The organism is Roseovarius sp. (assembly GCF_048262375.1).
Taxonomy (GTDB): domain Bacteria; phylum Pseudomonadota; class Alphaproteobacteria; order Rhodobacterales; family Rhodobacteraceae; genus Roseovarius.
Genome location: NZ_JBLXFE010000004.1, coordinates 258,320 through 284,982 on the forward strand (window position 1 = coordinate 258,320; position 26,663 = coordinate 284,982).

At 65.0% G+C, this 26,663-nt stretch carries 20 protein-coding genes; 14 read left to right on the forward strand and 6 right to left on the reverse strand.

The features are described 5' to 3' along the window. Positions 1-92: 92 nt before the first annotated feature. Positions 93-1,007 carry a rhodanese-related sulfurtransferase gene (locus ACN0SW_RS06890; protein ID WP_417727175.1) on the forward strand — a complete coding sequence of 305 codons (915 nt, stop codon included), beginning with the start codon at positions 93-95 and terminating at the stop codon, positions 1,005-1,007. Between the two features lie 73 nt (positions 1,008-1,080). Here ACN0SW_RS06890 and plsY read toward each other — a convergent pair whose 3' ends face one another. From plsY to ACN0SW_RS06915, 5 genes are all read right to left on the reverse strand, one after another. Then, positions 1,081-1,689, reverse strand: coding sequence for a glycerol-3-phosphate 1-O-acyltransferase PlsY (plsY, locus tag ACN0SW_RS06895; protein WP_417727176.1), 609 nt, complete (start codon positions 1,687-1,689; stop codon positions 1,081-1,083). Then, positions 1,680-2,966 (reverse strand): dihydroorotase, encoded by a 1,287-nt coding sequence (pyrC, locus tag ACN0SW_RS06900; protein ID WP_417727177.1) that lies wholly within the window; start codon positions 2,964-2,966, stop codon positions 1,680-1,682. The genes plsY and pyrC overlap by 10 nt, the downstream gene beginning before the upstream one ends. Before the next feature lie 154 nt (positions 2,967-3,120). Continuing rightward, positions 3,121-3,564 (reverse strand): hypothetical protein, encoded by a 444-nt coding sequence (locus ACN0SW_RS06905; protein ID WP_417727178.1) that lies wholly within the window; start codon positions 3,562-3,564, stop codon positions 3,121-3,123. Next, positions 3,561-4,091, reverse strand: a complete 531-nt coding sequence (locus tag ACN0SW_RS06910) for a hypothetical protein (RefSeq protein ID WP_417727179.1) — start codon at positions 4,089-4,091, stop codon at positions 3,561-3,563. The genes ACN0SW_RS06905 and ACN0SW_RS06910 overlap by 4 nt, the downstream gene beginning before the upstream one ends. Continuing rightward, positions 4,088-5,032, reverse strand: a complete 945-nt coding sequence (locus ACN0SW_RS06915; protein WP_037275304.1) for an aspartate carbamoyltransferase catalytic subunit — start codon at positions 5,030-5,032, stop codon at positions 4,088-4,090. The genes ACN0SW_RS06910 and ACN0SW_RS06915 overlap by 4 nt, the downstream gene beginning before the upstream one ends. Before the next feature lie 180 nt (positions 5,033-5,212). Between ACN0SW_RS06915 and ACN0SW_RS06920 the strand changes: the two genes are divergently transcribed. From ACN0SW_RS06920 to ACN0SW_RS06955, 8 genes are all read left to right on the forward strand, one after another. Next, positions 5,213-6,034: a uracil-DNA glycosylase gene (locus ACN0SW_RS06920; protein WP_417727180.1), complete on the forward strand. Its 822-nt coding sequence runs from the start codon at positions 5,213-5,215 to the stop codon at positions 6,032-6,034. Continuing rightward, entirely contained in the window at positions 6,031-6,651 is a 621-nt protein-coding gene (locus tag ACN0SW_RS06925) for a LysE family translocator (protein ID WP_417727181.1), read from the forward strand. Before ACN0SW_RS06920 ends, ACN0SW_RS06925 begins: the two co-directional genes overlap by 4 nt. Before the next feature lie 3 nt (positions 6,652-6,654). After that, a complete protein-coding gene (moaB, locus tag ACN0SW_RS06930) occupies positions 6,655-7,197 on the forward strand; it encodes a molybdenum cofactor biosynthesis protein B (RefSeq protein WP_417727182.1) in 543 nt (180 codons plus the stop codon). 105 nt (positions 7,198-7,302) lie between these two features. After that, complete coding sequence (locus ACN0SW_RS06935) at positions 7,303-8,760, forward strand: efflux RND transporter periplasmic adaptor subunit (protein WP_417727183.1); 1,458 nt, start codon at positions 7,303-7,305, stop codon at positions 8,758-8,760. A 5-nt stretch (positions 8,761-8,765) separates the two neighbouring features. Next, on the forward strand, positions 8,766-12,116 hold the full coding sequence (locus ACN0SW_RS06940) for an efflux RND transporter permease subunit (RefSeq protein WP_417727184.1): 3,351 nt from the start codon (positions 8,766-8,768) through the stop codon (positions 12,114-12,116). Between the two features lie 42 nt (positions 12,117-12,158). Continuing rightward, positions 12,159-13,097, forward strand: a complete 939-nt coding sequence (locus ACN0SW_RS06945) for a bifunctional riboflavin kinase/FAD synthetase (RefSeq protein ID WP_417727185.1) — start codon at positions 12,159-12,161, stop codon at positions 13,095-13,097. Next, positions 13,094-13,564, forward strand: a complete 471-nt coding sequence (locus ACN0SW_RS06950) for a YcgN family cysteine cluster protein (RefSeq protein ID WP_417727186.1) — start codon at positions 13,094-13,096, stop codon at positions 13,562-13,564. The genes ACN0SW_RS06945 and ACN0SW_RS06950 overlap by 4 nt, the downstream gene beginning before the upstream one ends. After that, complete coding sequence (locus ACN0SW_RS06955) at positions 13,564-14,610, forward strand: threonine aldolase family protein (protein ID WP_417727187.1); 1,047 nt, start codon at positions 13,564-13,566, stop codon at positions 14,608-14,610. Before ACN0SW_RS06950 ends, ACN0SW_RS06955 begins: the two co-directional genes overlap by 1 nt. 50 nt (positions 14,611-14,660) lie before the next feature. On the opposite strand, the gene epsE is transcribed toward ACN0SW_RS06955, so the two are convergent. Continuing rightward, positions 14,661-15,878 (reverse strand): exopolysaccharide biosynthesis GT4 family glycosyltransferase EpsE, encoded by a 1,218-nt coding sequence (gene epsE / locus ACN0SW_RS06960; protein WP_417727188.1) that lies wholly within the window; start codon positions 15,876-15,878, stop codon positions 14,661-14,663. A gap of 92 nt (positions 15,879-15,970) precedes the next feature. On the opposite strand from epsE, the gene ACN0SW_RS06965 reads away from it, so the two are divergent. The 5 genes from ACN0SW_RS06965 to ACN0SW_RS06985 all read left to right on the forward strand — a co-directional run. Then, positions 15,971-16,813: a glycosyltransferase family 2 protein gene (locus ACN0SW_RS06965; protein ID WP_417727189.1), complete on the forward strand. Its 843-nt coding sequence runs from the start codon at positions 15,971-15,973 to the stop codon at positions 16,811-16,813. Between the two features lie 74 nt (positions 16,814-16,887). Then, a complete protein-coding gene (locus ACN0SW_RS06970) occupies positions 16,888-18,255 on the forward strand; it encodes an oligosaccharide flippase family protein (RefSeq protein WP_417727190.1) in 1,368 nt (455 codons plus the stop codon). 105 nt (positions 18,256-18,360) lie between these two features. Beyond that, a complete protein-coding gene (locus ACN0SW_RS06975; protein ID WP_417727191.1) occupies positions 18,361-24,753 on the forward strand; it encodes a type I polyketide synthase in 6,393 nt (2,130 codons plus the stop codon). Continuing rightward, a complete protein-coding gene (locus ACN0SW_RS06980; RefSeq protein WP_417727192.1) occupies positions 24,750-25,718 on the forward strand; it encodes a glycosyltransferase in 969 nt (322 codons plus the stop codon). The genes ACN0SW_RS06975 and ACN0SW_RS06980 overlap by 4 nt, the downstream gene beginning before the upstream one ends. After that, positions 25,715-26,663, forward strand: a 949-nt coding sequence (locus ACN0SW_RS06985; RefSeq protein WP_417727193.1) for a formyltransferase family protein, incomplete at its 3' end; no start/stop codon positions are given. The genes ACN0SW_RS06980 and ACN0SW_RS06985, both read left to right, overlap by 4 nt.

Consider the following 26,663-nt stretch of genomic DNA (forward strand, 5'->3'; position numbering starts at 1 on the left):
TGCCTTATATGGGTAGGCAGAGACGCAACTTAGGTCAATGGCGGCGGAATGTCCTCTTGCGAGCCTGCGCGCAGGGGCGTAAATCGCGCGCCATGTATAAAATTGCAGCTCTCTATCATTTCACCCGCTTTGAAGATCCCGCCACCGTGCAGGGGCCGTTACAAACGCTGTGCGACGCCGAAAAGATCAGCGGATCGCTTCTGCTCGCGCGTGAGGGCATCAATGGCACGATTGCCGGGCCTGCGGCGGGAATCGCGGCGGTACTGGCGCATATTCGCGCCCTGCCCGGCTGTGACGATCTGGAATGGAAAGAGAGCGAGAGCGCGGCGCAGCCCTTTCGCCGGATGAAGGTGCGATTGAAGAAAGAAATCGTCACCATGGGGCAGCCGGATGTCGATCCGCGCGCATGTGTTGGCCATTATGTCGAGCCGGCCCAATGGAACGATCTGATCCGCAGCCCCGATGTGGCGGTGATCGACACGCGCAATGATTACGAGGTCGCGATTGGCACCTTTGAGGGGGCGGTAGACCCGCAAACGCCCACGTTCCGCGATTTCCCCGCGTGGTGGGAGGACAACAAGCACCGCTTTCACAACAAACGGATTGCGATGTTCTGCACCGGGGGGATTCGCTGTGAGAAATCCACCAATTACCTGTTGGGGCAAGGGGTTGAGGAGGTCTATCACCTCAAGGGCGGCATCCTGAAATACCTCGAAGAGGTGCCCGAAGCGCAGAGCACATGGCAGGGCGACTGCTTTGTCTTTGATGGACGGGTGTCAGTGGGTCACGGGCTGAAAGAGGGGCCGCACCGGCTGTGTCATGCCTGCCGCCGTCCGATCCTGCCTGCTGATACAGCCCGGCCCGAGTATGAAGAGGGCGTGTCCTGTCACCATTGCGTGGCCGAGACAAGCGACGACGACAAGGCCCGGTTTCGCGAGCGGCAAAAGCAGATGGCCTTGGCCGAAGCGCGGGGCGAGCGGCATATAAGGATCGTTCACGAAGGGTGAGGGGCGGTGCCTGCGGCACTTTGATTCCGCGCTTTGGGATTTGGGGCTACGAATGAGTGCCCCACTCCGCCCCCTACCCCTTATCGCCGATCCGGGGCTCTGTCCCGGCCCTGATCCGGGCAATGTTGCTGCGATGCCGCCAGAAGATCAGCAGCGACAGCACAAAGGCCAGCACCATACCCGCGCCATGGCCCAGCACCACCATCCAGCCGGTCGAGAGCGCCGCCGCCATGATCGCCGCCTTGGACGATACCCGCGTCACCAGCGCCGTCACCAGCCATGTGGCGCAGCTTGCCAGACCCACGGGCCACGCCAGCGCCAGCAGGATGCCGAGGAAGGTCGCCACCCCCTTGCCGCCGCGAAAGCCGAGCCAGACCGGATAGCAATGCCCCACAAATGACGCGAGCGCTGCCAGTTGTGCCGCGTCCTCGCCCGCCATGGCGCGCGCCAAGAGCACCGCCACCGCTCCCTTGCCACCATCGAGCAGGAGGGTGAGCGCCGCAGCCAGTTTGTTGCCGGTGCGCAAGACATTGGTCGCGCCGATATTGCCCGATCCGATCTCGCGCAGATTGCCAAGGCCCATGACCCGCGCCAACACCATGCCAAAGGGGATGGAGCCCAAGAGATAGCCGATCACGGTCCAGAGGACGAGGAAGGTGGCAGAGGTTTCGATCAGGGGCATGTGTCGGCCTCATATACGCGTGTGCCTGCAACATAGGTCGCACAGACCTTACCTTGCAGGCGCGCGCCGTCAAAAGGGGTGTTCTTGGATTTTGATTTCAGCGCGAAGCGGTCCAGAACAAAGGGTTTCATGGGATCGAACAGCACCAGATCGGCCGGTGCGCCCAGCGCCAGCCGCCCCGAGGTCAGCCCCAGGCGTTTGGCGGGGTTGAGGGACATGGCGCGAAAGAGCGCCGGAAGATCAAGCGCCTCGGCATGATAGAGCCTGAGCGCCACGGGCAGCAGGGTTTCGAGCGCCACGGCACCGCTGGCCGCCTCTTCAAACGGCAGGCGTTTGGATTCCTCGTCCTGCGGCGTGTGCATGGAGGAAATGATGTCGATCAGCCCTTCGCGCAGCGCCTCTATCACGGCCTGACGATCATCCTCAGAGCGCAGCGGCGGCTTGACCTTGAAGAAGGTGCGATAGTCCGACACATCGAGCTCATTGAGCGTGAGGTGATGGATCGACGTGCCCGCCGTGATATCGAGCCCGTTCTTTTTGGCGCGGGCCAAGGCAGGCAGGGCGCGGGCGGTGGTGATCTGATCGGCGTGATAGCGCGCGCCGGTCATTTCCAGAAGCGCTATGTCACGGTCCAGCCCCATCCGTTCAGCCATGGGCGACACGGCAGGCAGGCCACGCAAGCTCGCGAATTTGCCAGAGGTTGCCGCCGCGCCAGCAGAAAGGCCCGGATCCTGTGGATGGCCAATGACCAATGCGCCAAGGCTGCGGGCATAGGTCAGCGCGCGGCTCAGCACCTTGGTATCGCTGACCACATGGTCGCAATCGGTAAAGGCCACGGCGCCTGCGTCCATGAGAAAGCCGATTTCGGTCATCTCGCGGCCCTGCCGCCCCTTGGTCAGCGCCGCCATCACCAGCACGTTGACGGGTGCTGCCTCATTGGCGCGGCGGGCGACGAATTCAAGCACCTCGGGGCTGTCGATGGCGGGGGATGTATCGGGGCGCGTCACCATGGTTGTGACCCCGCCCGCCGCCGCCGCAAGGCCCGCAGAGCGATAGCTTTCCTTGTGCCGCTCGCCCGGTTCACAGACCTTGACGCCAATATCGACGATGCCGGGGGCAAGGCAATGGCCGCCGCAGTCGATCACGGTCTCGGCCTGCGGTGGGGCATCGGTCCCGCGCGCGGCAATCACGCCCTTGTCGATCAGAAGCCAGCCGGGGGCGTCCGTTCCTGCCTCGGGATCAATCAGGCGGGCATTGGTGAAAAGGGTTTGGGTCATACTGTCATTTTCCTCTGGCTCCGGCCTCTGGCTCTGGCGCGGCTCATCCTGCCACCCAGACCATCAGCACGGTCAGCGCCACGATCACCAGAAGGGCCGCCATGGCGATCTTGCCGGACATGCGTGGGTCTTTGGGTTCCTGCATCCTGTCCTCTTATAGTCCTGCGGCGGCACGAATCCGCGCCTCGGTGCCTGCGCGGTCGGCCTGATACTTGATCAGGTGCTTATCGCCGGTGGCGGTGATCACCTGCACGGCGCTGCCCAAGCCCCGCACTGTCCTGATCTCCGACAGCCGCACCGCCCGCGTCTGTGGCCCCAAAAGCCGTCGGTCGGTCAGGTCCCAGCGCGCCTTCATCTCGTCCGAGGCAACATAGAACCCCCGCACGGCAATCGCCGCAAGCCCGCCCACAGCACCTGTCCAGGCGTGCGGATTGCCAATCGCCCAGAGGATGCCCATGCCCAGCGCCATCGCCGCCGCCGCAAGCCAGGCGTGGTCGCGCCAATAGGCGGCACGGTCGGGATGAAACCTATGCACGACCTGCTCGCCCTCGGCCAGCGTGGTGGTGGGCGTCATCGCATAGATCAGCCCCTCGCTCACAGTTTTACCGCCAGTCCAATGGCCAACGCCAACCCGACCGCCAAAAGCGCCAGCACCGAAAATGCGATCAGCCGCAACCGCCCTGACCCGCGTGGGCGCGCATTGGCGCGGGCGGTGATAACGCCCTCCGCACCGCCTGTTGGTAACGTCGTGAACCGTACCGGCGCCACGTCCTCGGAAAACCGGCCGATCAGGCGCAGCGGCGTGCGCGGCCGCATCTCTTGTGCGTGCCCCTCAAAGGCACGCGACGGCAGGATCAGCACGCGCCCCCTGAGGCCGTTGACCTGCCCCAGCATCGGCGCAATCTCGGAGGCGGCAATGCCATGACCCTCGGTCAGATAATCCGAGAGCGTCATGGCCTGTAGATCGGCCAGATCGAACAACTCGATTTCCTCGGTCTTGAGCGGGCCTGCGCCCAAGGCTTTAAGAATCTCCTCATCGGCACAGGGGGCGGCGTGGTCCTCGTCCACGGCAAAGAGGCGCACGACATGCGCCTCACCCGGCGGAATACGCAGCACCGTGCTCATGCTGCGGCCCGCCGCGCACGCAGGTTGCGCGCCAGCAGGTCCATTGCCGCCATGCGCACCGCGACGCCCATCTCGACCTGATCCTGAATCACGGATCGGTTGATGTCATCGGCAATCTCGCCGTCGATTTCGACGCCCCGGTTCATCGGGCCGGGGTGCATGACGATGGCATCAGGCTTGGCATGCGCCAGCTTTTCGGCATCAAGCCCGTAGCGGTGGTAATATTCGCGCTCCGAGGGGATGAAGCCGCCGTCCATGCGTTCCTTTTGCAGTCTCAGCATCATCACCACATCGGCGCCCTCCAGCCCGCGGCGCATGTCGTCATAGACCTCGACCCCAAAGGCGTCGATGCCAGCGGGCATAAGCGTGGGCGGGCCGATCAGGCGCACCCGGTTTTCCATGCGCCCGAGCAGGAGGATATTCGAGCGCGCGACGCGGCTATGCGCGATGTCGCCACAGATGGCCACGGTCAGCCGGTGCAGCCGTCCCTTGGCACGCCGGATCGTCAGCGCATCGAGCAGCGCTTGGGTGGGATGCTCGTGGCGCCCGTCGCCCGCATTGAGCACCGCGCAGCGTACCTTTTGCGCCAGAAGGTCGACCGCGCCGGAATGCGGGTGCCGCACCACCAGCAAATCGGGGTGCATGGCGTTGAGCGTGAGCGCGGTATCAATCAGGGTCTCGCCCTTCTTGAGGCTCGACGCCTGCATCGCCATATTCATGACATCCGCGCCCAGACGTTTGCCCGCCAGTTCGAAACTGGCCTGCGTGCGGGTGGAATTTTCAAAGAACATATTGATCTGTGTGAGTCCCGCCAGAGCGTCGCCATGTTTGGTGGCGCTGCGGTTGAGGGTCACATAATCCTCGGCCAGATCGAGAATCGCGGTAATGTCCGCCGGGGACAGTGGCTCGATCCCCAAGAGATGCGCGTGTGGAAATGTCATGCCGCCCTCCCGAGCCTGTTCCGTCTGCTTTGTAAGACCGCGGGTGCGGCAGGGCAAGGCGCGGATTGCGCGCAGCCCCCTGCCTTTCATCGTTCTGCAAATACTCAAATCCACCGCCGACCTCTGCATGCGCCATCATCGCTCTTTCACAGGCCCGCGCCACAAGGTAGCGTCACGCTCATGGAATCGATGCAGAGCCCCCATGACGCGCTGGCCAGTCTTGTCTGGCAGATCGAACTTGGCGCGACCGAGGCGATTTGTGATGCGCCGGTCAATCGTTATGATTTGCCTGACAAGATCACCAAACCCGTCGCCCCCGCTGCCTCTCCGGCGCAGGTAAAGCCCGCTGCGATGACCGCGCCAGTCGCCGCCGTCCCGACCGATCCGGTGGCCGCCGCCCGTGCCGCCGCGACCGGGGCTGCCAACCGCGACGCCCTGCGCGCAGCCCTTGCCGCTTATCCGCATTGCGAGTTACGACTCGGGGCGCGCAATCTGGTGTTCAGCGATGGCAATCCCGCCGCACGGGTGATGATCATCGGCGAGGCGCCGGGGCGGGATGAGGACCAGCAGGGTCTGCCTTTTGTGGGGCGTGCCGGGCAGATGCTCGACCGGATGTTTCAGGCGATAGGCCTTGCGCGCGGAGCGGACACCGCAGATGAGGCCGTCTATATCACCAATGTCCTGCCGTGGAGGCCACCGCACAACCGTGACCCGGAGCCGGCCGAGATTGCCATGATGCGGCCCTTTGTGGCGCGGCATGTAGAGCTGATCGCCCCCGATCTGATCGTGCTCATGGGCAATATCAGCTGTGACGCAGGTCTGGGCAAGCGCGGTATCACCCGGTTGCGCGGGCATTGGACCGAGGCCTATGGCAAGCCTGCGCTGCCGATGTTTCATCCCGCCTATCTCTTGCGCAACCCTGCGGCCAAACGCGAGGCATGGGCCGATCTTTTGGCGCTCAAGGCGCGTCTGCGCGCGGGGGCGGGGACGGGGGCCGAATGATCGTCGATCCTCTGATCCTGTTGGCCTTCATTCCGGCGGGCCTCGCGCTCAACCTCACGCCCGGTGCGGATATGATGTTCTGCCTCGGTCTGGGCCTGCGCGCGGGGCCGCGCCCGGCGCTGGCGGCCAGTGCCGGGATTTCGGCGGGTGGCATGGTGCATGTAACGCTGGCGGGGCTGGGGCTGGCCGCCGCGATTGCAGCGCTGCCGGTGGCCCTTGACGTGATCCGCTGGTTGGGTGTGGGCTATCTCTTGTGGTTGGCATGGGGGGCGCTGCGCATGGGGCCGCTGCGCCCGGATGCGCCGGTTCTGAGCGTGGCGCGGGCGTTTCGCGAGGGGATGCTGGTCAATCTGCTCAACCCCAAGGTCATTCTCTTTGTGCTGGCCTTTGTGCCGCAATTCGTCGATCCCGCCCGCGCGATCCTGCCGCAGTTTCTGATCTTTGGCCTGATTTTGGCGGTGGGCGGGTTTGTCATCAACGGGGCGGTCGGGGTCTTTGCCGGGGGCTTGGGCCGCCGGCTGGCCACCTCGCCGCGGTTTGCCCGTCGGCTGGGCATCGCCTCGGCCACGATCTTTACCGCGCTGGCCGTCCGGCTCGCGCTCATGCAAAGGAGTTGATCCATGTCGCGTATCGACGAGAGCAAGGACTTCATTCCCGTCCGCATCGCCGTTTTGACGGTTTCAGACAGCCGCGACATGGCCAGCGACCGTTCCGGCGATACCTTGGTCGAACGGATTGAGACGGCGGGGCATATCCTTGCGGATCGTATGATCGTGCGCGACGAGCGCGATCAGGTGGCCGAACAATTGCGCGAGTGGATCGCCCATCCCGGTGTGGATGTGGTGATCTCGACAGGGGGCACCGGCCTGACGGGGCGCGATGTGACGGTCGAGGCGCATCGTGACGTCTATGAGAAGGAAATCGACGCCTTCGGCACGGTCTTTACCATGGTCTCGATGCAAAAGATCGGCACTTCGGCGGTGCAGAGCCGCGCGACGGGCGGTGTGGCCGGAGGCACTTATCTCTTTGCTCTGCCCGGCAGTCCGGGGGCCTGCAAGGATGCTTGGGATGAAATCCTGAAATATCAACTCGATTATCGCCACCGGCCCTGCAATTTCGTGGAGATCATGCCGCGTCTGGACGAGCATCAGCGCCGGAAGTGACGGGCGGCGGCGTATGATCCCTGTGCCGCGCTTGGCATTTTGCAGGCCGGGGTTACATTACACGGGACATCCAGCCAACCGGGCCGGTTCAAGAGGTTACGCATCATGCGGTTTCTGCGTCAGGGTCTGATCGGGCTTTTTCTGGCCTCCCTCGTCTTGGGACTGCTGGCCTATGCCGGACAGACCATAGTCAGCGCCGTGCAAGAGCGCATGGCCCGAGAGCTGCACGTGCCGGAGCGCAAAGAGCGCGCCTTTGCCGTGCGCACCGTGCGAGCCATTGAGGCCGAGATCACCCCCACCCTCACCGCCTATGGTCAGATCGAGAGCCGCCGCACGCTGGAAATCCGCACGCAGGCCACCGGAATCATCACCGAGCTTGCGCCCGAGTTTATCGAAGGCGGCGTGGTGCGCGCCGGGCAGTTTCTGGCGCGGATCGACCCCGCCGATGCCCAGAGCGCGCAGGAGCGTGCGCGCACCGACCTGATGGATACGCGCGCCGAGGCGCGCGAGGCGGCCCGCGCGGTCGAACTGGCGCGGGACGAATTGGCGGCGCGCCGTGAACAGGCCGATATTCAGGAGCGCACGCTGGCGCGGCAACGCGACCTTGAGGCGCGCGGCGTGGGCACGCTGACCGCCGTCGAAAGCGCCGAATTCAATCTGGTTCAGGCCCGTCAGGCGGTGCTGGCCAGCCGTCAGGCACTGGCCCTGGCCGAAGCGCGCATAGATCAGGCCGCCACTGCGACAGCGCGTGCCGAATTGGCCCTGTCCGAGGCCGAGCGTCGTGTGGCCGAGACCCGCATCACCGCAGGGTTTACCGGCACGCTCAGCGAGGTGAGCGTGGTCGCGGGGCGTCTGGTGGCGGCCAATGAACAACTGGCGCAATTGGTGGATGGCACGGCGCTGGAGGTGGCGTTTCGTGTCTCGACCGCGCAGTATGCAGAGCTTTTGGATGCGGGCGGCGCGCTGATCAATGCGCCGGTCACGGTGACGCTCGACACCGGCGGGCTGGATCTGACCGCCACCGGGCGGATCACCCGGCAAGGCGCGGCGCTGGCCCAAGGCGAAAGCGGGCGGCTGGTCTTTGCCACGCTGGAGAGTGCAGCCGCGATGAAACCCGGCGATTTTGTCACCGTCACGGTGCAGGAGCCGCCAATCGCTGCCGCCATCCGCCTGCCTGCCACCGCGCTTGGGTCCGATGGCCGGGTTCTGGTGCTGGGCGCCGAGGATCGGCTGGAGGCGGTAGACGTCACGCTGTTGCGGCGTCAGGGCAATGATATTCTGGTGCGCGGCGCGGGATTGGCGGGGCGCGATGTGGTGGCCGAGCGCACGCCGGTTCTGGGCGCGGGCATCAAAGTGCGCAGGCTGGCGGGTGCAGAGGCCGAGGCAGAGCCAGAGGCAGGCACCGTGACGCTGACACCCGCCCGGCGTGCGCGGCTCCGGGCCTTTGTGGAGGCCAGCACGGATATGCCCGAAGAGGCCAAGCGCCGCTTGCTGGCGCAGTTGGAGCAGCCCGAGGTGCCCGCCCAAACGGTGGAACGGCTGGAACGCCGGATCGGAGGCTGAGCGCCATGGCGGGCGTCATTTCATGGTTCACCCGGCATCGCACGGCGGCCAATCTGCTGTTGGTGCTGATGGTGGCGCTGGGCCTCTTGGCGCTGCCGCGCATGCGGGCGCAATTCTTTCCCGATGTGGTGATCGACAATGTGAGCGTGTCGGTCGTCTGGGAGGGGGCCAGCGCCGAGGATGTGGACGGGGCCATCGTGCAGGTGCTGGAACCGGCGCTCTTGGCGGTCGAGGGGGTCGAAGGTGCCACCTCGCTCAGCCGCGAGCGGAATGCGCTGATCACGCTGGAATTCGAACCGGGCTGGGACATGGGCCGCGCGGCGGACGAGGTGCAGGCGGCGCTTGATATCATCACCACCCTGCCCGATGAGGCCGATGAGCCGGTGGTGCGGCGCGGCGCGTGGCGCGATCAGGTGACGGATGTGGTGATCACCGGCCCGATCGGCACCGAGCAATTGGCGCGGCTGGCGGATGAGCTGGTCACGCGGCTCTTTGATGCGGGTGTCACGCGCACCACGATCCAAGGCGTGGCCGCCCCCAAAACCGTGGTCGAAGTGCCGGGACAGGCGCTGATTGCCAATGATATCACCATGGCCGAAATCGCCGCCGCCATTGCCGCCGAGATTACAGCCGACCCGGCAGGGGATATGACCGGGGCCAATGCCCGGTTGCGCACCGGCTCGGACAAACGCAGCGCGCGCGATATTGCAGGCGTCACCCTGCGGATCGCCCCCGATGGCAGCGCGCTGCGGGTCGGTGATGTGGCACGGGTGCGGGTCGAGGGTGCGACGCGATCGCTGGCCTATTATGTGGGCGAGGCCCCGGCCATGAAAGTGCGGGTGGACCGCTCGGCACGGGGCGATGCGCTCGAGATCCAAGCAAAGGTGCAGGGCGTGGCCGACCGCATGGCTGAAACCCTGCCCGAAGGTGTCAGCATCGACCTGATCCGCACGCGGGCCGAGGCGATCTCTGGCCGGATCGAGATGCTGCTCGACAATGCGCTGACGGGTCTGGCGCTGGTGGTGGGGCTGCTGTTTTTGTTTCTCAACGCACGCACGGCATTCTGGGTGGCGGCGGGGATTCCGGTGGCGATGCTGGCGGCGCTGGCGCTGATGTATGCCGCCGGTCTCACGCTCAACATGATTTCACTCTTTGCGCTGATCATCACCTTGGGGATCGTGGTGGATGATGCCATCGTGGTGGGCGAACATGCCGACGCGCGGCACCACAGGCTGCGCGAGCCACCGATGGTCGCGGCAGAGCGGGCCGCCGGGCGCATGGCCTTGCCGGTTTTCGCCGCGACACTGACCACGCTGATCGCGTTTTTCGGACTGGCCGTGATCGGCGGGCGGTTCGGGGATCTGATCTATGACATCCCCTTTACGGTGATCGCCGTGCTGGTTGCGAGCCTGATTGAGTGTTTCCTGATCCTGCCCAACCATATGGCCCATGCCCTGACCCATTCGGTCAGGGATCACTGGTATGACATCCCAAGCCGGGCGGTAAACCGGGGCTTTGGCCTGTTCCGCGACCGCGCCTTTCGCCCGCTCATCGCGCTGGTGATCCGGGCGCGTTATGTGGTTCTGGCGGGGGCGGTACTGCTGTTGGCCACGCAAGTCGCAAGCTTTGTGCGCGGTGATGTGACATGGCGGTTTTTCAACGCGCCCGAACAGGGCAGCGTCACCGGTAATTTTGCCATGCTGCCGGGGGCCACGCGCACCGACACTCTGGCGCAGATGCAAGAGCTGCAACGCGCAACCGAAGAGCTTGGCGCGGATTATGAGGCCGAGTATGGCACCAACCCGCTGAGCTATGTGGTGGCGCAATTGGGCGGGGCAGCCGGGCGCGGGCTATCGGGGTCAGAGACCCGCGACGCCGATCTTTTGGGCGGGATTTCCATCGAGCTTATTGACGCGGATTTGCGTCCCTATTCCAGTTTCGCCTTTGTCGCCGATCTGCAAGAGCGGGTCACGCAACTCCCTCTGACCGAGACCCTCAGTTTTCGGGGTGGGCGCTCTGGTCCCGGTGGCGATACGCTCGACATTCAGCTCTATGGCGCTGAGGCGGATCGGCTCAAGGCGGCTGCCGAGGCGCTGAAAACCGCGCTCGGGCGCTATCCCGAGGTGTCAGGGCTGGAGGACAGTCTTGCCTATGACAAGGTCGAATTGATCCTTGATCTGACAGCGCAAGGCTCCGCGCTTGGTTTCACCATCGAGGATCTGGGCCGCACGCTGCGCAACCGCGTGAACGGTATCGAGGCGGCGACCTATCCCGACGGGCCGCGCTCTGCCAAGGTGCGGGTGGAACTGCCCGAGGATGAACTGGCCGCAGATTTTCTGGAACGCATGCAGTTGCGCACGCCGACGGGCCAGTATGTGCCGCTCGCCGATGTGGTCAGCGTCGAGACGCGCACCGGATTTGCCACGGTCCGGCGGGAAAACGGCCTGCGGCTGGTGACGGTGACGGGCGATATTTCCGAGGATGACCCGACCCGCGCCGCCGAGATCATGCGGACACTGGAGACCGAGATTCTGCCAGATGTCGCCGCCACCCATCAGGTCGAATACCTGCTTGCGGGCCTGTCAGAGCAAGAAGACGCGTTCATGTCCGATGCGCGGCTGGGCCTGATGAGCACGCTTTTGGGAATTTATCTGGTGCTGTCGCTGGTCTTTGCCAGTTGGACCCGGCCAATCGTGGTGATGGCGATCATCCCCTTTGGCCTGATTGGCACGATCTGGGGGCATGCGCATTGGGATGTGCCGCTGTCGATGTTCACGGTGGTCGGTCTCTTGGGGATGACCGGGATCATCATCAACGATTCCATCGTTCTGGTTACATCCATCGACGAACATGCTCGGGCGCGCGGGTTGATCCCGGCCATCATCGAGGGCACCGCCGACCGGCTGCGCGCCGTTCTGCTGACCACGCTGACAACCGTTCTGGGCCTTGCGCCGCTGCTGTTTGAGCGTTCGACACAGGCGCAATTCCTCAAGCCGACGGTGATCACGCTGGTCTATGGTCTGGGGTTTGGCATGCTGCTGGTGCTGATGCTGGTGCCCGCCCTTCTGGCGATCGGGCGTGACCTTACGCGGCCTTTGACCGCGCTGCGGCGCGGATTGCGCGGGCGGCGCGCGGGGCTGCGGCCGGTTTTGGGCGTAGGGCTGGCGATGCTGCTGGGGTGGTTCGCGGCGACGATGGGTTGGGTGCTGGCAACCGGCGCGCTGCCGGAGAGATTGGCGGGGGTGTTGCCGCTGCCGCCCATGGGGGCGGCGTTGGCTCTGTTCGTGCTGGGCAACGGTCTTGGCCTCATCCTGATCTATCTAGGCGCTGCATTGCGCCGCCCGCGCCGCGCCTGAACGCTCTTGCACAGGCGGCGTTGCGGCGCTACCCCTCTGGCCATGCATATCATCCGTGATTACACCTATGTCACCGACGCCGACCGGGGCGCGAGCGCCGCCATCGGCAATTTCGATGGCGTGCATATTGGCCACCGTTCGGTGATCGAACTGGCACGCACAGCGGGCGCGCGGATCGGCGCGCCCTTGGGTATTCTGACCTTTGAGCCGCATCCGCGTGAATATTTCGCACCCAACGCCCCGCCCTTTCGCCTGATGGGCCGCGAAGCGCGGGCGCATCGGCTGGAAAAACTGGGGGTCGAGCGGCTCTATGAGATCAATTTCAACGCAGGGCTGGCTGCGCTGACCCCCCGTGCCTTTGCGGAAAACGTGATCCGCGATGGGCTGGGCCTGCGGCATGTGGTGGTGGGCGCTGATTTCTGCTTTGGCAAGGGACGGGCAGGCCATGCCACAATGCTGCAAGAGTTTGGTGACGAGATGGGCTTTGGTGTGACCATCGCCACATTGCTGGAGGGCGAGAGCGGTCAGGTTTCCTCGACCGCGATCCGCGCGGCGCTGAGCGCGGGCGACCCGCGCGCCGCCGCCGCCATGCTGGGCCATTGGCACCGGATCGACGGGCCGGTGATTGGCGGCGAACAGCGCGGCCGCACGCTGGGCTATCCCACCGCCAATATGTCGATCAAGGGGTTACACCCGCCCAAATTCGGCATTTACGCGGTGCTCGTGGATGTGCTGGATGGGCCACACAAGGGACAATATCACGGCGCGGCCTCGCTCGGGGTGCGGCCGATGTTTCAGGGCGAGGAAGCCAATATCGAAACCTTCATCTTTGATTTCACCGGCGACCTCTACGGGGCCAACCTGTCGGTCGGGCTGATCGAGTATCTGCGCCCCGAGGCAACATTTGACAGCCTTGAGGCGTTTATCGCGCAGATGGATGCCGATTGCCTCAGCGCCCGCACCATTCTGGCCGCATTATGAGCGATGCCATCGACCGCAGCGGATTGCGCCCGCGCTATTGGGAGACCACGCGCCTCGACCGGATGACCCGCGCCGAATGGGAGGCACTCTGCGATGGCTGCGGCAAATGCTGCATGAACAAGCTGGAGGATGAGGAGAGCGGCGAGGTGGCCTTTACCCGCGTGGCCTGTCGCCTGTTTGACGATACCAGTTGCCTGTGCGCGCAATACCCGATCCGGCATCAGTTCGTGCCCGAGTGTATCACGCTCAAACCCCATACGATCGAGAGCCATGCCTATTGGCTGCCGGAAACCTGCGCCTACAAACTGCTCTACGAGGGCAAGCCGCTGTTTGACTGGCACCCGCTGATTTCCGGCGACCCGGCCAGCGTGCATGACGCCGGCGTGTCGATGCGGCACCGCACGGTGCCGGAATTCGAAGTCCCCGAGGACGATTGGGAAGATCACATCATCGAGGAGCCGCTCTGATGCAATTCGCCTCTGACAATTCCGGCCCGGCCCTGCCTGCCGTGATGCAGGCGATGGCCGACGTCAATATCGGCCATATGCCATCCTATGGCGGTGAGGCCCCGATGGAGGAGGTCCGCGACCGGCTGCGCGCGCTGTTTGAGGCTCCGCAGGCCAGTGTCTATCTGGTGGCGACCGGCACGGCCGCCAATGCGCTGGCGCTGGCGACGCTCTCAGAGCCGTGGCAGACGGTGTTTTGCACGCCGCTGGCGCATATCCACACCGATGAATGCAACGCGCCCGAGTTCTTTACGGGCGGCGCGAAACTCAGCCTTGTGGGTGAGGCGGATATGATGACGCCTGAGGATCTCAGCCGTGCCATCGCCGCATGGCCTGCGGGCGATGTGCATAATCCGCAGCATGGGCCGCTGGCCTTGACCCAAGCGACGGAACGCGGGCGGATTTATACCTGCGCCGAGATTTCCGCGCTGACCCAAGTGGCGCGCGATCATGGTCTGCCCTGCTATATGGACGGGGCGCGGTTTGCCAATGCGGTGGCAGCCCTTGGCTGCACGCCCGCCGAAATGACATGGCGGGCGGGCATTAACGCGGTTTCCATGGGCGGCACCAAGAATGGCTGTCTTGGGGTCGAGGCGGTGATTTTCTTCAACCCCGAAAACGCATGGGAATTTGAGTTGCGCCGCAAACGCGCGGCGCATCTGGTGTCGAAACATCGCTATCTCTCGGCGCAGATGCTGGGCTATCTGCACGATGACCTGTGGCTGAAGACCGCGCAGCAGGCCAATGCCCGCGCCGCGATACTGGAGGCCGGGTTGCGCGATATTCCACAGGTTGAGATGGTGTTTGAACGCGCGGTCAACATGATCTTTGCCCGCCTGCCCCGCGCCACCCATCAGCGCCTCAAGGCGGCGGGCGCAGTCTATGCGCTCTATGAGGGGCCGTTGGAAAATGGCCCCAAGGATGAGCCGCTGATGGCGCGGTTTGTCTGTGACTGGTCCGTGAGCGAGGCACAGATCGCGCAGTTTCTGGAAATCGCGCGGGGGTGATTTGCGCGCCTGGGCGCTTGGGGGCAAGGTCCGCTCGGGGCCATATTCCCCTATGCCGCCCCGCCCCCGGCCATCGCCCGGCGCGCGCCCGCGACGAGCGTTTCAGCCCCTTGGGACGACCTAAAGCTCTGCACAACACGGGCGCGCCCGGCCTTGGACATGCGCGCGCAGAGGCTGGAATCGGCGGCAAGCGTGGCAATCGTCTCAGCCAGCACTTGCGGAGACTTGGGCGGCACCAGAAGTCCGTTTTCACCGTGATCAATCAATTCGTGCACACCGCCGGCATCGGTGCCGATGGTGGGCACGCCACAGGCCATCGCCTCCATATAGGCAACGCCAAGGGGTTCGTGCCAACTGGCCAGCACGAACACATCCGCGTCCAGCAGGTGGCGGCGCACTTCGGCCCCACTGATGGCCCCAAGCAGGCGGGCATGTGACCCAAGGTTGAGCGCCTCAAGATGGGCCTGCAATTCGCGACGGTAGCCAGTGCCGCCCGCGTCATCCTCGCCCGCGATATCAAGCTGCACGTCGATCCCGCGATCCAAGAGCAGACGCAGCGCCGAGAGCAGATCCTGATGACCTTTGACCCGGTGCAACCGCCCGCAGGTGAAAAGGCGCAGCGGCGCACCGGGTGCAGGTGGCAGATAGGGCGTATCGCGCTTGAAATCCTCGGTATCCACGCCCATCGGCTGTACCATGACATCGGCGGGCAGATCCGGGCCGAGAACGTCACGCATTTCGGCCATGAGTTTATGGGTGATGATCGTGGCAAAGCTGGCGTGCCGCCATTTAAAGCCCTGACCGGGGCCATAATCCGACAGCGCGCCATGCAGCGTGAGGCTATAGCTTGGCCCGCCCATGAGCCGGGCAAGCGCGCAGATGAGGGCGGCGCGACCACAGGAATGGGCGTGCATATGAGCAATCGCGCGCGCGCGGCATTCTTGGACAAGGGCGCGCGCGGCGGGCAGGCAGATCGCCACATCCTTGAGAAACGTGCCCCCCTGCGCTTCGCGCAAGATGGCGCGCCACGGGGCCAGAGCCAGCCCCGAAAGCAGGTGACCCGGCGTTGGACGCCCAAGATAGGTGGTGCGGGCAATAGCCGCCTCGGACCAGTCATGCGAAATCAGGCCGGGGGGCGGGGGGCGCGTACTCAGAAGATGCGGAACCACCCCCAACCGTTCCAGATCCGCAATCTCGCGCCAGAAGAAAATATGCGTTTGACCGGGAAACTGAGGGACGAGATAGCCGAGGTTCAGGGGATCGGGCATTTTCAGTTCCGCTAGTCGCCAGTTTGTCGGATAAGGTGTAGCACGCCGCGCAAGCGCAGGACAGGCAGACGGCTGAATGAAATGGAAACCATGTGTTGACAGAAGACCACGCGCCGCGGCTGAGTGTCATCATTCCTGCCCATAATGAGGCAGGGATGATCGGGGATTGCCTGCGGGCGCTCTTTGCCTCGGACCCGGTGCCGGGCGGCGCGGAGGTGATCGTTGTGGCCAACGGGTGCCGGGATGCAACCGTGCAAGAGGCCAAGGCCTGTCAGGAGCAGGCGCGCGATTGGGCGCTCACCGTGCTTGATCTGCCGCAGGGGGGCAAGCCCGGCGCGCTCAACGCGGGCGAGGCAGTGGCGCGGGGCGCGGTGCTGGCCTATCTGGATGCCGATGTTGTGGTTTCGCCCGCGCTGGCCCGACGCATCGCCAAGGCGCTCGAAGGTCCAGAGCCGGGCTATGCCAGCGGTCAGGTGGTGATCCCTGCGCCTGCCAACCGCTTTAGCCGGGTCTATGCGGGGTTCTACCGGCAGGTGCCCTTTTTTCATCATGGCGTGCCGGGTTGTGGGGTATTCGCCATGAACCGGGCGGGGCGTGTACGCTGGGGCGCTTGGCCCGAGATCATATCGGATGACACCTTTGCGCGGTTGAATTTCACGCCCGAAGAGCGGCATGTGGTGCCCGCGACCTATCTATGGCCCATCGTCGAGGGGTTTGGGGCACTGGTGCGGGTGCGCAGGCGTCAGGATGCAGGCGTGGCCGAGATTGCACAACGCTACCCTGCATTATTGGCCCATGACGATGCGCGGCCAAGGGGGCCGGATTGGGTGTTGCGCGCAGCGACCCGCGCACCATTGGGGTTTTTGGCCTATGTCACGGTGGCAAGCGCGGTGCGGTTACGACCGGGCGGGACCGGCTGGGCACGCGGCCGATAAGCCTCAGTATCTAAACGGAGACGCGCGAAATTGACGCAAACAACGGCCAAAGAACACAACGGGGCAAGCGACGCATGCAGCGGGTGACGGCAATATTCTCGGGTGAGGGTCTCTTGGCGCGGGCGCTGCGATCCTCGGCGCTGACGGTGGCCGGTTTCGGCGGTTCGCAGGTGCTGCGGCTGGCGTCGAACCTGATCCTTGCGCGGCTGCTCTTTCCCGAGGCCTTCGGCCTTATGGCGATTGTCTCGGTCATTATTCAGGGCCTCATGCAGTTTTCCGACGTCGGGGTCAGCCCCGCGATCATGCAGAGCAAGCGCGGCGATGATCCGGCGTTTCTGAACACCGCCTGGACCATTCAGGCACTGCGCGGCGCGGGTCTCTGGCTGGTGGCCTGCGCGCTGGCTTGGCCGGTGTCGGTGATCTATGACGACCCGCTCCTGATGCAGCTTTTGCCGGTGGCGGGGCTGTCGCTCTTGATCACCGGGTTCAATCCCACCGCCCTTGATAGCGCCAAAAGGCATCTGCGCTGGGGCCGGGTGACGGGGATCGAATTCGCCGTGCAGATCACCGGCATCGTGGCGGCCGTGGCGCTGGCGTGGTGGTGGCAATCGGTCTGGGCGCTGGTGGTGTCGGGTGTGCTGAGCGCGGTTGTGGCGCTGGCGCTGTTTCGGATGTTTTTACCGGGGGCAGACAACCGGATGCGGTGGGACAGGTCCGCAGCCAAAGAGCTGATAAACTTTGGGAAATGGATATTTCTCAGCACAATCTGCGGGTTCCTGTTCAATCAGGCGGACAAGTTAATCTTGGGAAAATACCTGAGTATTGAGGTCTTTGGCGTCTATAACATCGGGTTTTTCCTCGCGTCTTTTCCGATGCTTCTGGGGACGATGCTGACGTGGCGTTTGCTGATCCCGATCTACCGGGAACTGCCGCCCCATGAGAGCGCGGCCAACTTTGCCAAGCTCCGGCGTATGCGGTTTGTGGTGACGGGCGCGTTGATGGCGCTCACTGCCGGGTTTGCGGTTCTGGGCGTCTGGCTGATCGGGATCATGTATGATGAGCGGTATACGATGGCGGGGGCCGTGGTGGTGCTGGTGGCGTGCATGCAGATCCCGCAGATTATCGTGATGACCTATGATCAGGCGTCGCTGGCTGCGGGGGATTCGCGGCGGTTTTTCACTCTGACATTGACCAAGGCGGTGGCGATGATTGCCGCCCTCTTGGCCGGGCTGGAATGGGGCGGGCTGATGGGGGCGCTCTTGGGGTATGGCGCGGCGATGCTGCTGGCCTATCCGGTGGTGATCTGGCTGGCACGGCACATGCGGGCGTGGGATCCGCTGCACGATGCGCTAATGGCCGGTCTGGGGCTGGCGCTGATGGCGCTGGCGGTCTGGCTCAATGGCGAGGCGCTGGCGGATCTTGCGCGTTTCTCGGGATGGTGAGCGATAAAAACACTATTATCGCCAAGGGCCTGCCGCAAAACAGTCGCATTGTCGGGCGACGTTCTGGCAAGTATAATGTGAGCCGTGGAATTGATGGCGGATGATATGACACAACCGTCGCCCGACGGCGCAGACATCGCAATTGTTGGCATGGCGGCGCATCTGCCGGGCGCGCGGAGCGTGGCCGAGTATTGGCAGAACCTCTGCGCAGGGCAGCGCGCCATTCGGCGGATGAGCCAGGCTGAGTTGCTGGCGGCAGGCGAGAGCGCGCAAAGGGTCCGTCGCCCCGATTATGTGCCCTATGCCGCCCCTCTCGACGGATTTGAGATGTTCGATGCCGAGTTTTTTGGCTTTGGGCCCAAGGAAGCAGCGATTCTCGATCCACAGCACCGCCGGTTTCTGGAGGTGGCATGGGAAGCGCTGGAGGATGCAGGCCATCCGCCCGAGCGGTTTGACGGCCCCATCGGCGTCTTTGCGGGCTGCGGCATGGGCAGCTATTTCTATTTCAACCTCTGTTCCAATCGCGATCTGGTCGAGGATGTCGGCCTGTTCCTGTTGCGTCACACCGGCAATGACAAGGATTTTCTGACCACACGGCTGAGCCATATCCTTGATCTCAAGGGACCATCCCTGGGCGTGCAAACCGCCTGTTCCACCTCGCTGGTCGCGGTGCATCTGGCGGCGCAATCGCTGCTCAATGGCGAATGCGACATGGCGCTGGCGGGGGGGGTCACGATTGAGCTGCCGCAGGGGCGCGGTTATCTCTACAAAGAGGGCGAAATTCTCTCGCCCGATGGCGAATGCCATGCCTTCGATCACCGCGCCCAAGGCACGGTCTTTGGCTCTGGCGCAGGGGTCGTGGTGCTGCGGCGCCTTTCGGACGCTCTGGCCGATGGCGATCACATCTGGGGCGTGATCAAGGGCTCTGCCGTCAATAACGATGGCGCGGCCAAGGCGGGGTATCTCGCGCCGTCAGTGGATGGTCAGGCAGCTGCGGTGGCCGAGGCGCAGGCGGTGGCGGGCATTCCCGCCGACACTGTCGATTACGTCGAATGCCACGGCACCGGCACATACCTTGGCGATCCGATTGAGGTGGCGGCCCTCACTCAGGCGTTTCGCAAAACCACCCAAGCGGTCGATTTCTGCCGCATCGGCAGCGTCAAGACCAACATCGGCCATCTCGACACGGCGGCAGGTGTGGCCAGCCTGATCAAGGCGACGCTGGCGGTCTATCATGGGCAAATGCCGCCCTCCTTGGGCTACGAGGCCCCAAACCCGGCCATCGGGTTCGAGGGCAGTCCGTTTGCGGTCAATGACCGGCTGAGCGACTGGCCGCACCGCGACCATCCGCGCCGGGCGGGGGTGAATTCGCTGGGGGTGGGCGGGACCAATGCGCATGTGGTTCTCGAAGAACCGCCCGCGCGCGCCGCCCCCGAGGCCAGCGATTGGCCGTTTCAGCCGCTGGTGATCTCGGCCCGCTCCAAGGGGGCGTTGGAGGACAGCAGCGCACGGTTGGCGGCGCATCTGCGCAGCCATCCCGAACAACCGCTGGCCGATATTGCCTGGACCCTCAAGCAAGGCCGCCGCGCCTTTGAACGGCGTCGGGTGGTTGTGGCGGCCAGCCATGACGAGGCGGCAACGCTGTTGGAAAAGGGCGATCCGCGCCGCGTTTTCACCCATGAGGCGCTTGATACCCCGGACGTGGTCTTTATGTTCCCCGGCGGCGGAGCGCAATATGCGGGCATGGCGCGCGACCTTTACGAGACCGAGCCGGTGTTTGCCGAATGGATGGACCGCGGGCTGGCGGTTCTGGCACCCAAACTCGATTACGACATTCGTGCGCTCTGGCTGCCGGAACCCGGTGATATGGCGGCGGCGGCGGAACGTCTGAAACAGCCGTCGGTGCAATTGCCGCTGATCATGATCACGGAATATGCGCTGGCGCAGCTCTGGCAGAGTTGGGGGGTCACCCCCGCCGCCCTTATCGGGCATTCCATGGGCGAGAATACCGCTGCCTGTCTTGCGGGGGTCATGAGCTTTGAGGATTGCATCGGGTTGGTGCATCTGCGCGGGCAGTTGTTTGACAGCATCGACAAGGGCGGCATGCTGAGCGTGCCGCTGTCCGAACCAGAGTTGCGGCACTATCTGGGCGACACGCTGGATATCGCGGCGGTCAATGCGCCGGGGCTGAGCGTGGCCTCTGGTCCACAGGCCGCGCTCGACGATCTGGCCGCAAGGCTGGCCGACGCGGGCCTCGAGGCACAGCGCATCCCCATCGACATCGCCGCGCATTCCCGCATGCTGGAGCCGATCCTGACACGTTTCGGCGATTACTTGCGGGCCATTTCGCTTCATGCGCCGCAAATCCCCATCCTGTCGAACCGCACCGGCGATTACCTTACCGCAGCCGAGGCCACAGACCCCGCCTATTGGGTCGGCCACCTGCGCAACACGGTGCATTTCGCCGATGGGCTGGGACGCTTGGCCGAAGGCAAGCGCCGCGTGTTTCTGGAGGTCGGGCCGGGCAAGGCGCTGGCGTCTCTCGCGCAGGCACATGGGGCCATCAGCGCCAATCAGGTCATCGGCACCCTGCGCCACCCCGACGACAGCATCGCGGATGATGCCTATTTCATGGCAATGCTGGCGCGGATGTGGGCGGTGGGCGTCGAAATAGACTGGGATCAGATCTGGGGCGAGGCGCGGCGCAACCGGGTGCCGCTGCCCACCTATGCCTTTCAGCACAGGCCCTATTTCATCGCCCCCGGCAAGGTGCGGGATACCGCCGAGAGCGACTGGCCCACACGGCGCGACGATCTGGCCGACTGGGGGTATCTGCCCCATTGGCGGCCGCATCTGGCCGAGATCGAGATCGCCTCTGACGCCGATCTGGCGGGCATGCCACCCGAGACTTGGCTGATCTTTGAGGATGATACCGGGCTCGCGGCCAACGTGGGCAAACGGTTGGAGAGCGCGGGACATACGGTCACCTATGTTGTGACGGGGGACGCCTTTGCCCAACTCGCGCCGGGGCGCTACGCGCTCTCGCCCGAACGCGGGCGCGAGGATTACGATACGCTCGTCCGCGCGCTGGTGGCAGAGGGGCGGGCACCGACGCGTGTCGCGCATTTCTGGTTGGTCACCCGCGACGCGCGGCATCGTCCGGGATCGAGCTTCTTTCACCGGGTGCAGGAACAGGGGTTCTACAGCCTGCTGTTTCTGGTGCAGGCGATGGCCGATGAAGGCCTGCTTGGCGCGCTGCATATCACGGCGGTGACGACAGGCGCGGCGCAGGTCAAACATGAGGCGCTGACAGACCCGGCCAAGGCAACCGTGATGGGGCCGCTGCGGGTGATCCCGCGCGAAATGCCGGGGGTGACGGCGGCAAGCCTTGATCTGATGCTGCCCGCGCGTGGCAGCGCCGATGCCGCACTGGTGACGCAGGTCCTTGAGGATCTGATGCAGCCGCCGCGCAGCCAGGTGGCGGCACTGCGCGGCAACCGGCGCTATGAAATGGGCTGGCGTCCTGCAGCGTTGACGCCGGACGACGGCCCGCGTGGACAGGGTGAAACGGTGCTGATCACCGGCGGCTTTGGCGGCATTGGCCTGACGCTGGCCGAGGATATGATCACCCGGACCGGGACCCGGATCGCACTGATGGCACGCAGTCCGCTGCCGCCGCGCGCCGACTGGCCGCGCGTGATCGCCACCCGTGGCGCAAGCGATCCGCTGGTGCGCCGGATTGCAGCGGTCGAGCGGTTGGAGGGCTTGGGCGGTCAGGTCATGGTGGTGGCAGGCGATGTCAGCAATATCGAGGATATGCAGACCGCCCGCGCCGAAATCGAGACGCGGTTTGGTCCCGTCAACGGCGTTATCCACGCAGCAGGCGTGATCAAGGATGCGCCGCTCCTGAGCAAGGGGCCGGACAGCATCGAGGATGTCTTCACCCCCAAAATCCATGGCACACAGGTGCTGGACGAGGTGTTTCCCGACGGCACGCTCGACTGGCTGGTGCTGTTTTCGTCCAGTTCGACCGCCACCGCCCCCGCCGGGCAGGTGGATTATGTGGCGGCCAATGAATATCTCAATGCCTACGCCTGCGCGCGGGCGGGCGGGAAAACGCGCGTCATCGCGCTCAACTGGGGCATCTGGGCCGAGGTCGGCATGGCCGCCGAGGCGGTGGCGCGGCAGAGCGGCGATCTGATCGCCGCCCCCCGCCTGCCGGTGGCGTCACCGCTGATTGACGAGGCCAGCCATGATACTGACGGCAACCGGGTGTTTCATGCACAGTATGACGCCGCGCTCTGGGTGTTTGATCAGCACCGGACCAAGGGCGGTCAGGCGCTCTTGCCCGGCACCGGCTATCTGGAATTGCTGGCCGAGGCGCTGAGGGCGCAGGGCGAGGAAGGCGGGTTTGAAATCCGCGATCTGTGGTTCCTGAGGGCCTTTGACATGCCCGAGGGGGGCGCGCGCGACATGCGGCTGAGCCTTGCACGCAGCGATGCGGGCTATAGGGCACGGATCGAGGGCGATCATGCGCAGTCCGGGCGTCACGGCTGGGTCACGCTGGCCGAGGCAGGGCTGAGCCTCTTGCCGGTGGTCCCCCCTGCGGCACTGGATCTTTCCAGCATACGCAATCGCATGAAAAACTGGCAAGAGGCGGGGGAGAGCGCGCTTGCCGCACCCCAAGAGGTGCATCTCGACTTTGGCCCGCGCTGGCGGGTGTTGCGCGCCATGGGGCTGGGCAAGGGCGAGGGGCTGGCACATCTGCACCTGCCCGAAAGCGCGCGGCGCGATCTGGCGGCGGGCTATCTCTTGCATCCCGCGCTGATGGATATCGCGACCGGCTGGGCGATGGGGTTGATTGATGGATATGACGGTGCCGACCTCTGGGTGCCGATGTCCTATGGATCGGTGCGGGTGCACGCGCCCTTGGGCGCCGAGGTCTATAGCTGGGTGCGCAATGCGACCGACAACCGGGCGACGGCAGAGGTGGCGCGGTTCGACATCACGCTTTGCGATGCCACTGGCCGGGTGCTGATCGAGATCACGGATTTCGCGATCCGGCGGCAGGCGGGCGGCTTGACCATCGCGCCCCCCCGCGCCGGCGATATCCGGTTCGAGGGCCGCGCCGAGAGCGCCCCCGCAAGCCCTGCCGAAGAACGGCTGCGCCACAATCTGCGCGAGGGGATCCCCCCCAAGGACGGGGCCGAGGCATTCCACCGCGCGCGGGCGCGGGGCCTGCCACAGATCCTCGTATCCTCGCTTGACCTGACCGCGCTGATGGCGCAGGCCGAGGCGGGCGCGCAGGCGGTCGAGACCAGCGGTCACCGCTTTGAGCGCCCCGATCTGGAGAGTGCGTTCACCGCCCCTGAGGGCGAGATCGAGACACGGCTGGCAGGGTTCTGGTCCGAGCTCTTGGGGGTGGAGCAGGTCGGGGCCGAGGATAGCTTCTTTGACCTTGGCGGCCATTCCCTGATCGCGGTGCGGCTCTTTGGGATGATCCGCAAGGCGTACCGTGTCGATCTGCCCATTTCGATCCTGTTCGAGGCACCGACCATCCGCGCCTGTGCTGCCCTCATCGAGGCGCAGATCGGGCCGCAAGAGATGGGACAAACAGCCCCGCCCGCGGCAGAGCCTGCGCGCCGCTTCACCCATCTGGTGCCGATGCATCGTGGCGAAGGCGGGCCAAAGACACCGTTTTTCCTGGTGGCGGGCATGTTTGGCAATGTTCTCAATCTGCGGCATCTGGCGCATCTCTTGGGCGAGGATCGCCCTTTCTACGGCTTGCAGGCGCGCGGGCTCTATGGCGGGGCCGCCCCCCATGACGATCTGGTCGAGGCCGCGCGCGACTATATCGCAGAGCTCCGGCAGGTTCAGCCGCACGGGCCCTATCTGCTGGGCGGGTTCTCGGGGGGCGGAATCACCGCCTATGAAATGGCGCAGCAGCTCAGCGCAGCGGGCGAAGAGGTGGCCTTGGTGGTGTTGCTGGATACGCCGCTGCCACAGCGCCGCCCGCTTTCGCGGCGTGACCGGATGCTCATCCAGTGGCAGGAAATGCAGGCGGGCGGGCCGCTCTATCCGCTGCGTTGGGCCGCGCGCCGGGTGGCGTGGGAATGGACCAAGCGGCGACCCGAGGCAGACGCCAGGATCGACACCCACCAATTCCACGACAGCGCCATCGAGGCCGCGTTTTACCGCGCGATTGCCAAGTATCAGGTGCGGCCATGGGCAGGGGCGCTGCATCTCTTCCGCCCGCCGCTGGTTGGCAAATGGCAGGTCTCCGACGGGTCGTGGGTCAGCAGCGAGCGCTCCTATGTGCTCAATGACAACGACTGGACCGGCTATGCGCCACGGGTGCAGGTGACAGAGGTGCCCGGCACGCATGATTCCATGGTGCTGGAGCCGAACGTGCGGGTTCTCGCGGCCCGGATGCGGCGCGCGATCGAGACAGCCGAAGCCAGACCCGCGCGACAAGAACGGCGAGCGGCGGCAGAATGAGCGGCCCGCGCGTTCTGACCATTGTGCTGAACTGGCGCACCCCCGAAATGAGCCTCAAGGCGGCCCATGCCGCACGGCGCGCGATGGAGGGAATCGCGGGCGAGATCGTGCTGGTGGACAACGCGTCCGGCGATGGCTCGTTCGAGGCGATGCAGGCCGGGATTGCCGATTTGGACCGGGTGCGCGTTGTGCAATCGGGACGCAATGGCGGGTTCGGCGCGGGCAACAATGCGGGCATGCGCGCAGGGTTCAGCGACGGCACACGGCCCGATTATGTCTATATCCTCAATTCCGATGCTTTTCCCGCGCCGGATGCCATTGCCGCGCTCGTGGCGCATCTGGAGGCAACGCCAAAGGCCGGGCTGGCGGGCAGTTATATTCATGGGGCGGATGGCGCGGCGCATGTGACGTGTTTTCGCTTTCCCTCCGCCTTGGGAGAGTTCGAAGGCGCGGCGCGGATCGGCCCTGTCAGCCGCCTGTTGCGCAATCAGGCCGTACCGATGCCGGTTATCACGACCACCCGCGCCGTCGATTGGGTGGCCGGAGCAAGCCTGATGATCCGGCAAGACATGCTGGATGAGATCGGCGGATTTGACGAGGGGTTCTTTCTCTATTTTGAGGAAACCGATCTCTGCCTGCGCGCCTCAAGAGCGGGGTGGCGGACGGATTTTGTCGCAGATAGCCGGGTCGAACATATCGGATCGGTCAGCACCGGGATGAAGGGGTGGGACCGCGTGCCCGCCTATTGGTTCGCCTCACGGCGCTATTATTTCACAAAAAATCATGGGGCCGCCTATCTGGCCCTTGTCACGTCGGCGCATCTGCTGGCGGCGGGGCTTGGCACGATCTGGCGGGTGATCCGGCGCAAGGGCGCAGGCCGCCCGCCGCATTTTTTGCGCGATCTGGTGCTGGGCGATCTGCGCGCGACATGGCGCGGCACGACCCAAGAAAAGGCTGAGGCATGATGCAGGCACTATTGATCGGGAATGAATCGCTGGCGCTGCACTGTGGCGAGGCGTGGCTCGCGCAGGGGCATGGGATCAAGGCGGTGGTCACGCGCCACGCCGATGTGGCGCATTGGGCGCAGGCCAAGGGGCTGCGCGTCGTGGCCCCCGGCGCAGGGCTGGCCGAACGCTTGGGAGATCTGAGATGCGAGTGGCTCTTATCCATCGCCAATCTCGATCTTTTGCCCCAATCGGTACTGGCGTGCGCCACGCGCGGCGCGGTCAATTTCCACGATGGCCCCTTGCCGCGCTATGCCGGTTTGAATGCGCCCGTCTGGGCCATTCTGAACGGCGAGGCGCAGCATGGCATCACCTGGCACCTGATTGAAGGCGGCGTGGACAAAGGGCGCATCGTTGCACAGCGCAGGATCGAGATCGCCGGGGATGAGACCGCATTCACCCTCAACGCCAAATGCTACGCCGCGGCGCTCGAGAGTTTTCCCGATGTGATCGCCGCGCTGGAGCGGGGCGCGGTCGAGGCGCGGGCGCAGGATCTGGACGCGCGCAGCTATTTCGCACGGGACCAACGGCCCGAGGGGCTGTGTCTGGATTTCACGCGGCCTGCCGGGGATTTGGCGCGGCTGGTGCGGGCGCTCGACCATGGCGGTTATGCCAATCCACTCAACATGGCGCGAATCTGCGCGGGCGACCGGGTGCTGCTCGTGGGGCGGGCCGAGGTGGTGCCGGACAGCGGCACGCCGGGGACGGTCCTGAGCATCGAGGCCGGGCGGCTGACCGTGGCCACGGGCGCAGGCGCGCTGCGGCTCAGCGCTCTGAGCGGGGCTGACGGCGGCGTGGTCGATCTGGGGGGCATCAAGCCGGGGGCAGTGCTGACGATGCATGATGTCACCGGGCTTGTGACAAAGCTTGCCCCACAAGATGGCTACTGGCGCAGCGCCCTGCGCG

Excerpts from the sequence above, each read along its gene's own strand:
- ACN0SW_RS06890 (WP_417727175.1), top strand. The coding sequence starts at position 93 with ATGTATAAAATTGCAGCTCTCTATCATTTCACCCGCTTTGAAGATCCC.
- plsY (WP_417727176.1), bottom strand. The coding sequence starts at position 1,689 with ATGCCCCTGATCGAAACCTCTGCCACCTTCCTCGTCCTCTGGACCGTG.
- pyrC (WP_417727177.1), bottom strand. The coding sequence starts at position 2,966 with ATGACCCAAACCCTTTTCACCAATGCCCGCCTGATTGATCCCGAGGCA.
- ACN0SW_RS06910 (WP_417727179.1), bottom strand. The coding sequence starts at position 4,091 with ATGAGCACGGTGCTGCGTATTCCGCCGGGTGAGGCGCATGTCGTGCGC.
- ACN0SW_RS06915 (WP_037275304.1), bottom strand. The coding sequence starts at position 5,032 with ATGACATTTCCACACGCGCATCTCTTGGGGATCGAGCCACTGTCCCCG.
- ACN0SW_RS06920 (WP_417727180.1), top strand. The coding sequence starts at position 5,213 with ATGGAATCGATGCAGAGCCCCCATGACGCGCTGGCCAGTCTTGTCTGG.
- ACN0SW_RS06925 (WP_417727181.1), top strand. The coding sequence starts at position 6,031 with ATGATCGTCGATCCTCTGATCCTGTTGGCCTTCATTCCGGCGGGCCTC.
- moaB (WP_417727182.1), top strand. The coding sequence starts at position 6,655 with ATGTCGCGTATCGACGAGAGCAAGGACTTCATTCCCGTCCGCATCGCC.
- ACN0SW_RS06935 (WP_417727183.1), top strand. The coding sequence starts at position 7,303 with ATGCGGTTTCTGCGTCAGGGTCTGATCGGGCTTTTTCTGGCCTCCCTC.
- ACN0SW_RS06940 (WP_417727184.1), top strand. The coding sequence starts at position 8,766 with ATGGCGGGCGTCATTTCATGGTTCACCCGGCATCGCACGGCGGCCAAT.
- ACN0SW_RS06945 (WP_417727185.1), top strand. The coding sequence starts at position 12,159 with ATGCATATCATCCGTGATTACACCTATGTCACCGACGCCGACCGGGGC.
- ACN0SW_RS06950 (WP_417727186.1), top strand. The coding sequence starts at position 13,094 with ATGAGCGATGCCATCGACCGCAGCGGATTGCGCCCGCGCTATTGGGAG.
- ACN0SW_RS06955 (WP_417727187.1), top strand. The coding sequence starts at position 13,564 with ATGCAATTCGCCTCTGACAATTCCGGCCCGGCCCTGCCTGCCGTGATG.
- epsE (WP_417727188.1), bottom strand. The coding sequence starts at position 15,878 with ATGCCCGATCCCCTGAACCTCGGCTATCTCGTCCCTCAGTTTCCCGGT.
- ACN0SW_RS06970 (WP_417727190.1), top strand. The coding sequence starts at position 16,888 with ATGCAGCGGGTGACGGCAATATTCTCGGGTGAGGGTCTCTTGGCGCGG.
- ACN0SW_RS06975 (WP_417727191.1), top strand. The coding sequence starts at position 18,361 with ATGACACAACCGTCGCCCGACGGCGCAGACATCGCAATTGTTGGCATG.
- ACN0SW_RS06980 (WP_417727192.1), top strand. The coding sequence starts at position 24,750 with ATGAGCGGCCCGCGCGTTCTGACCATTGTGCTGAACTGGCGCACCCCC.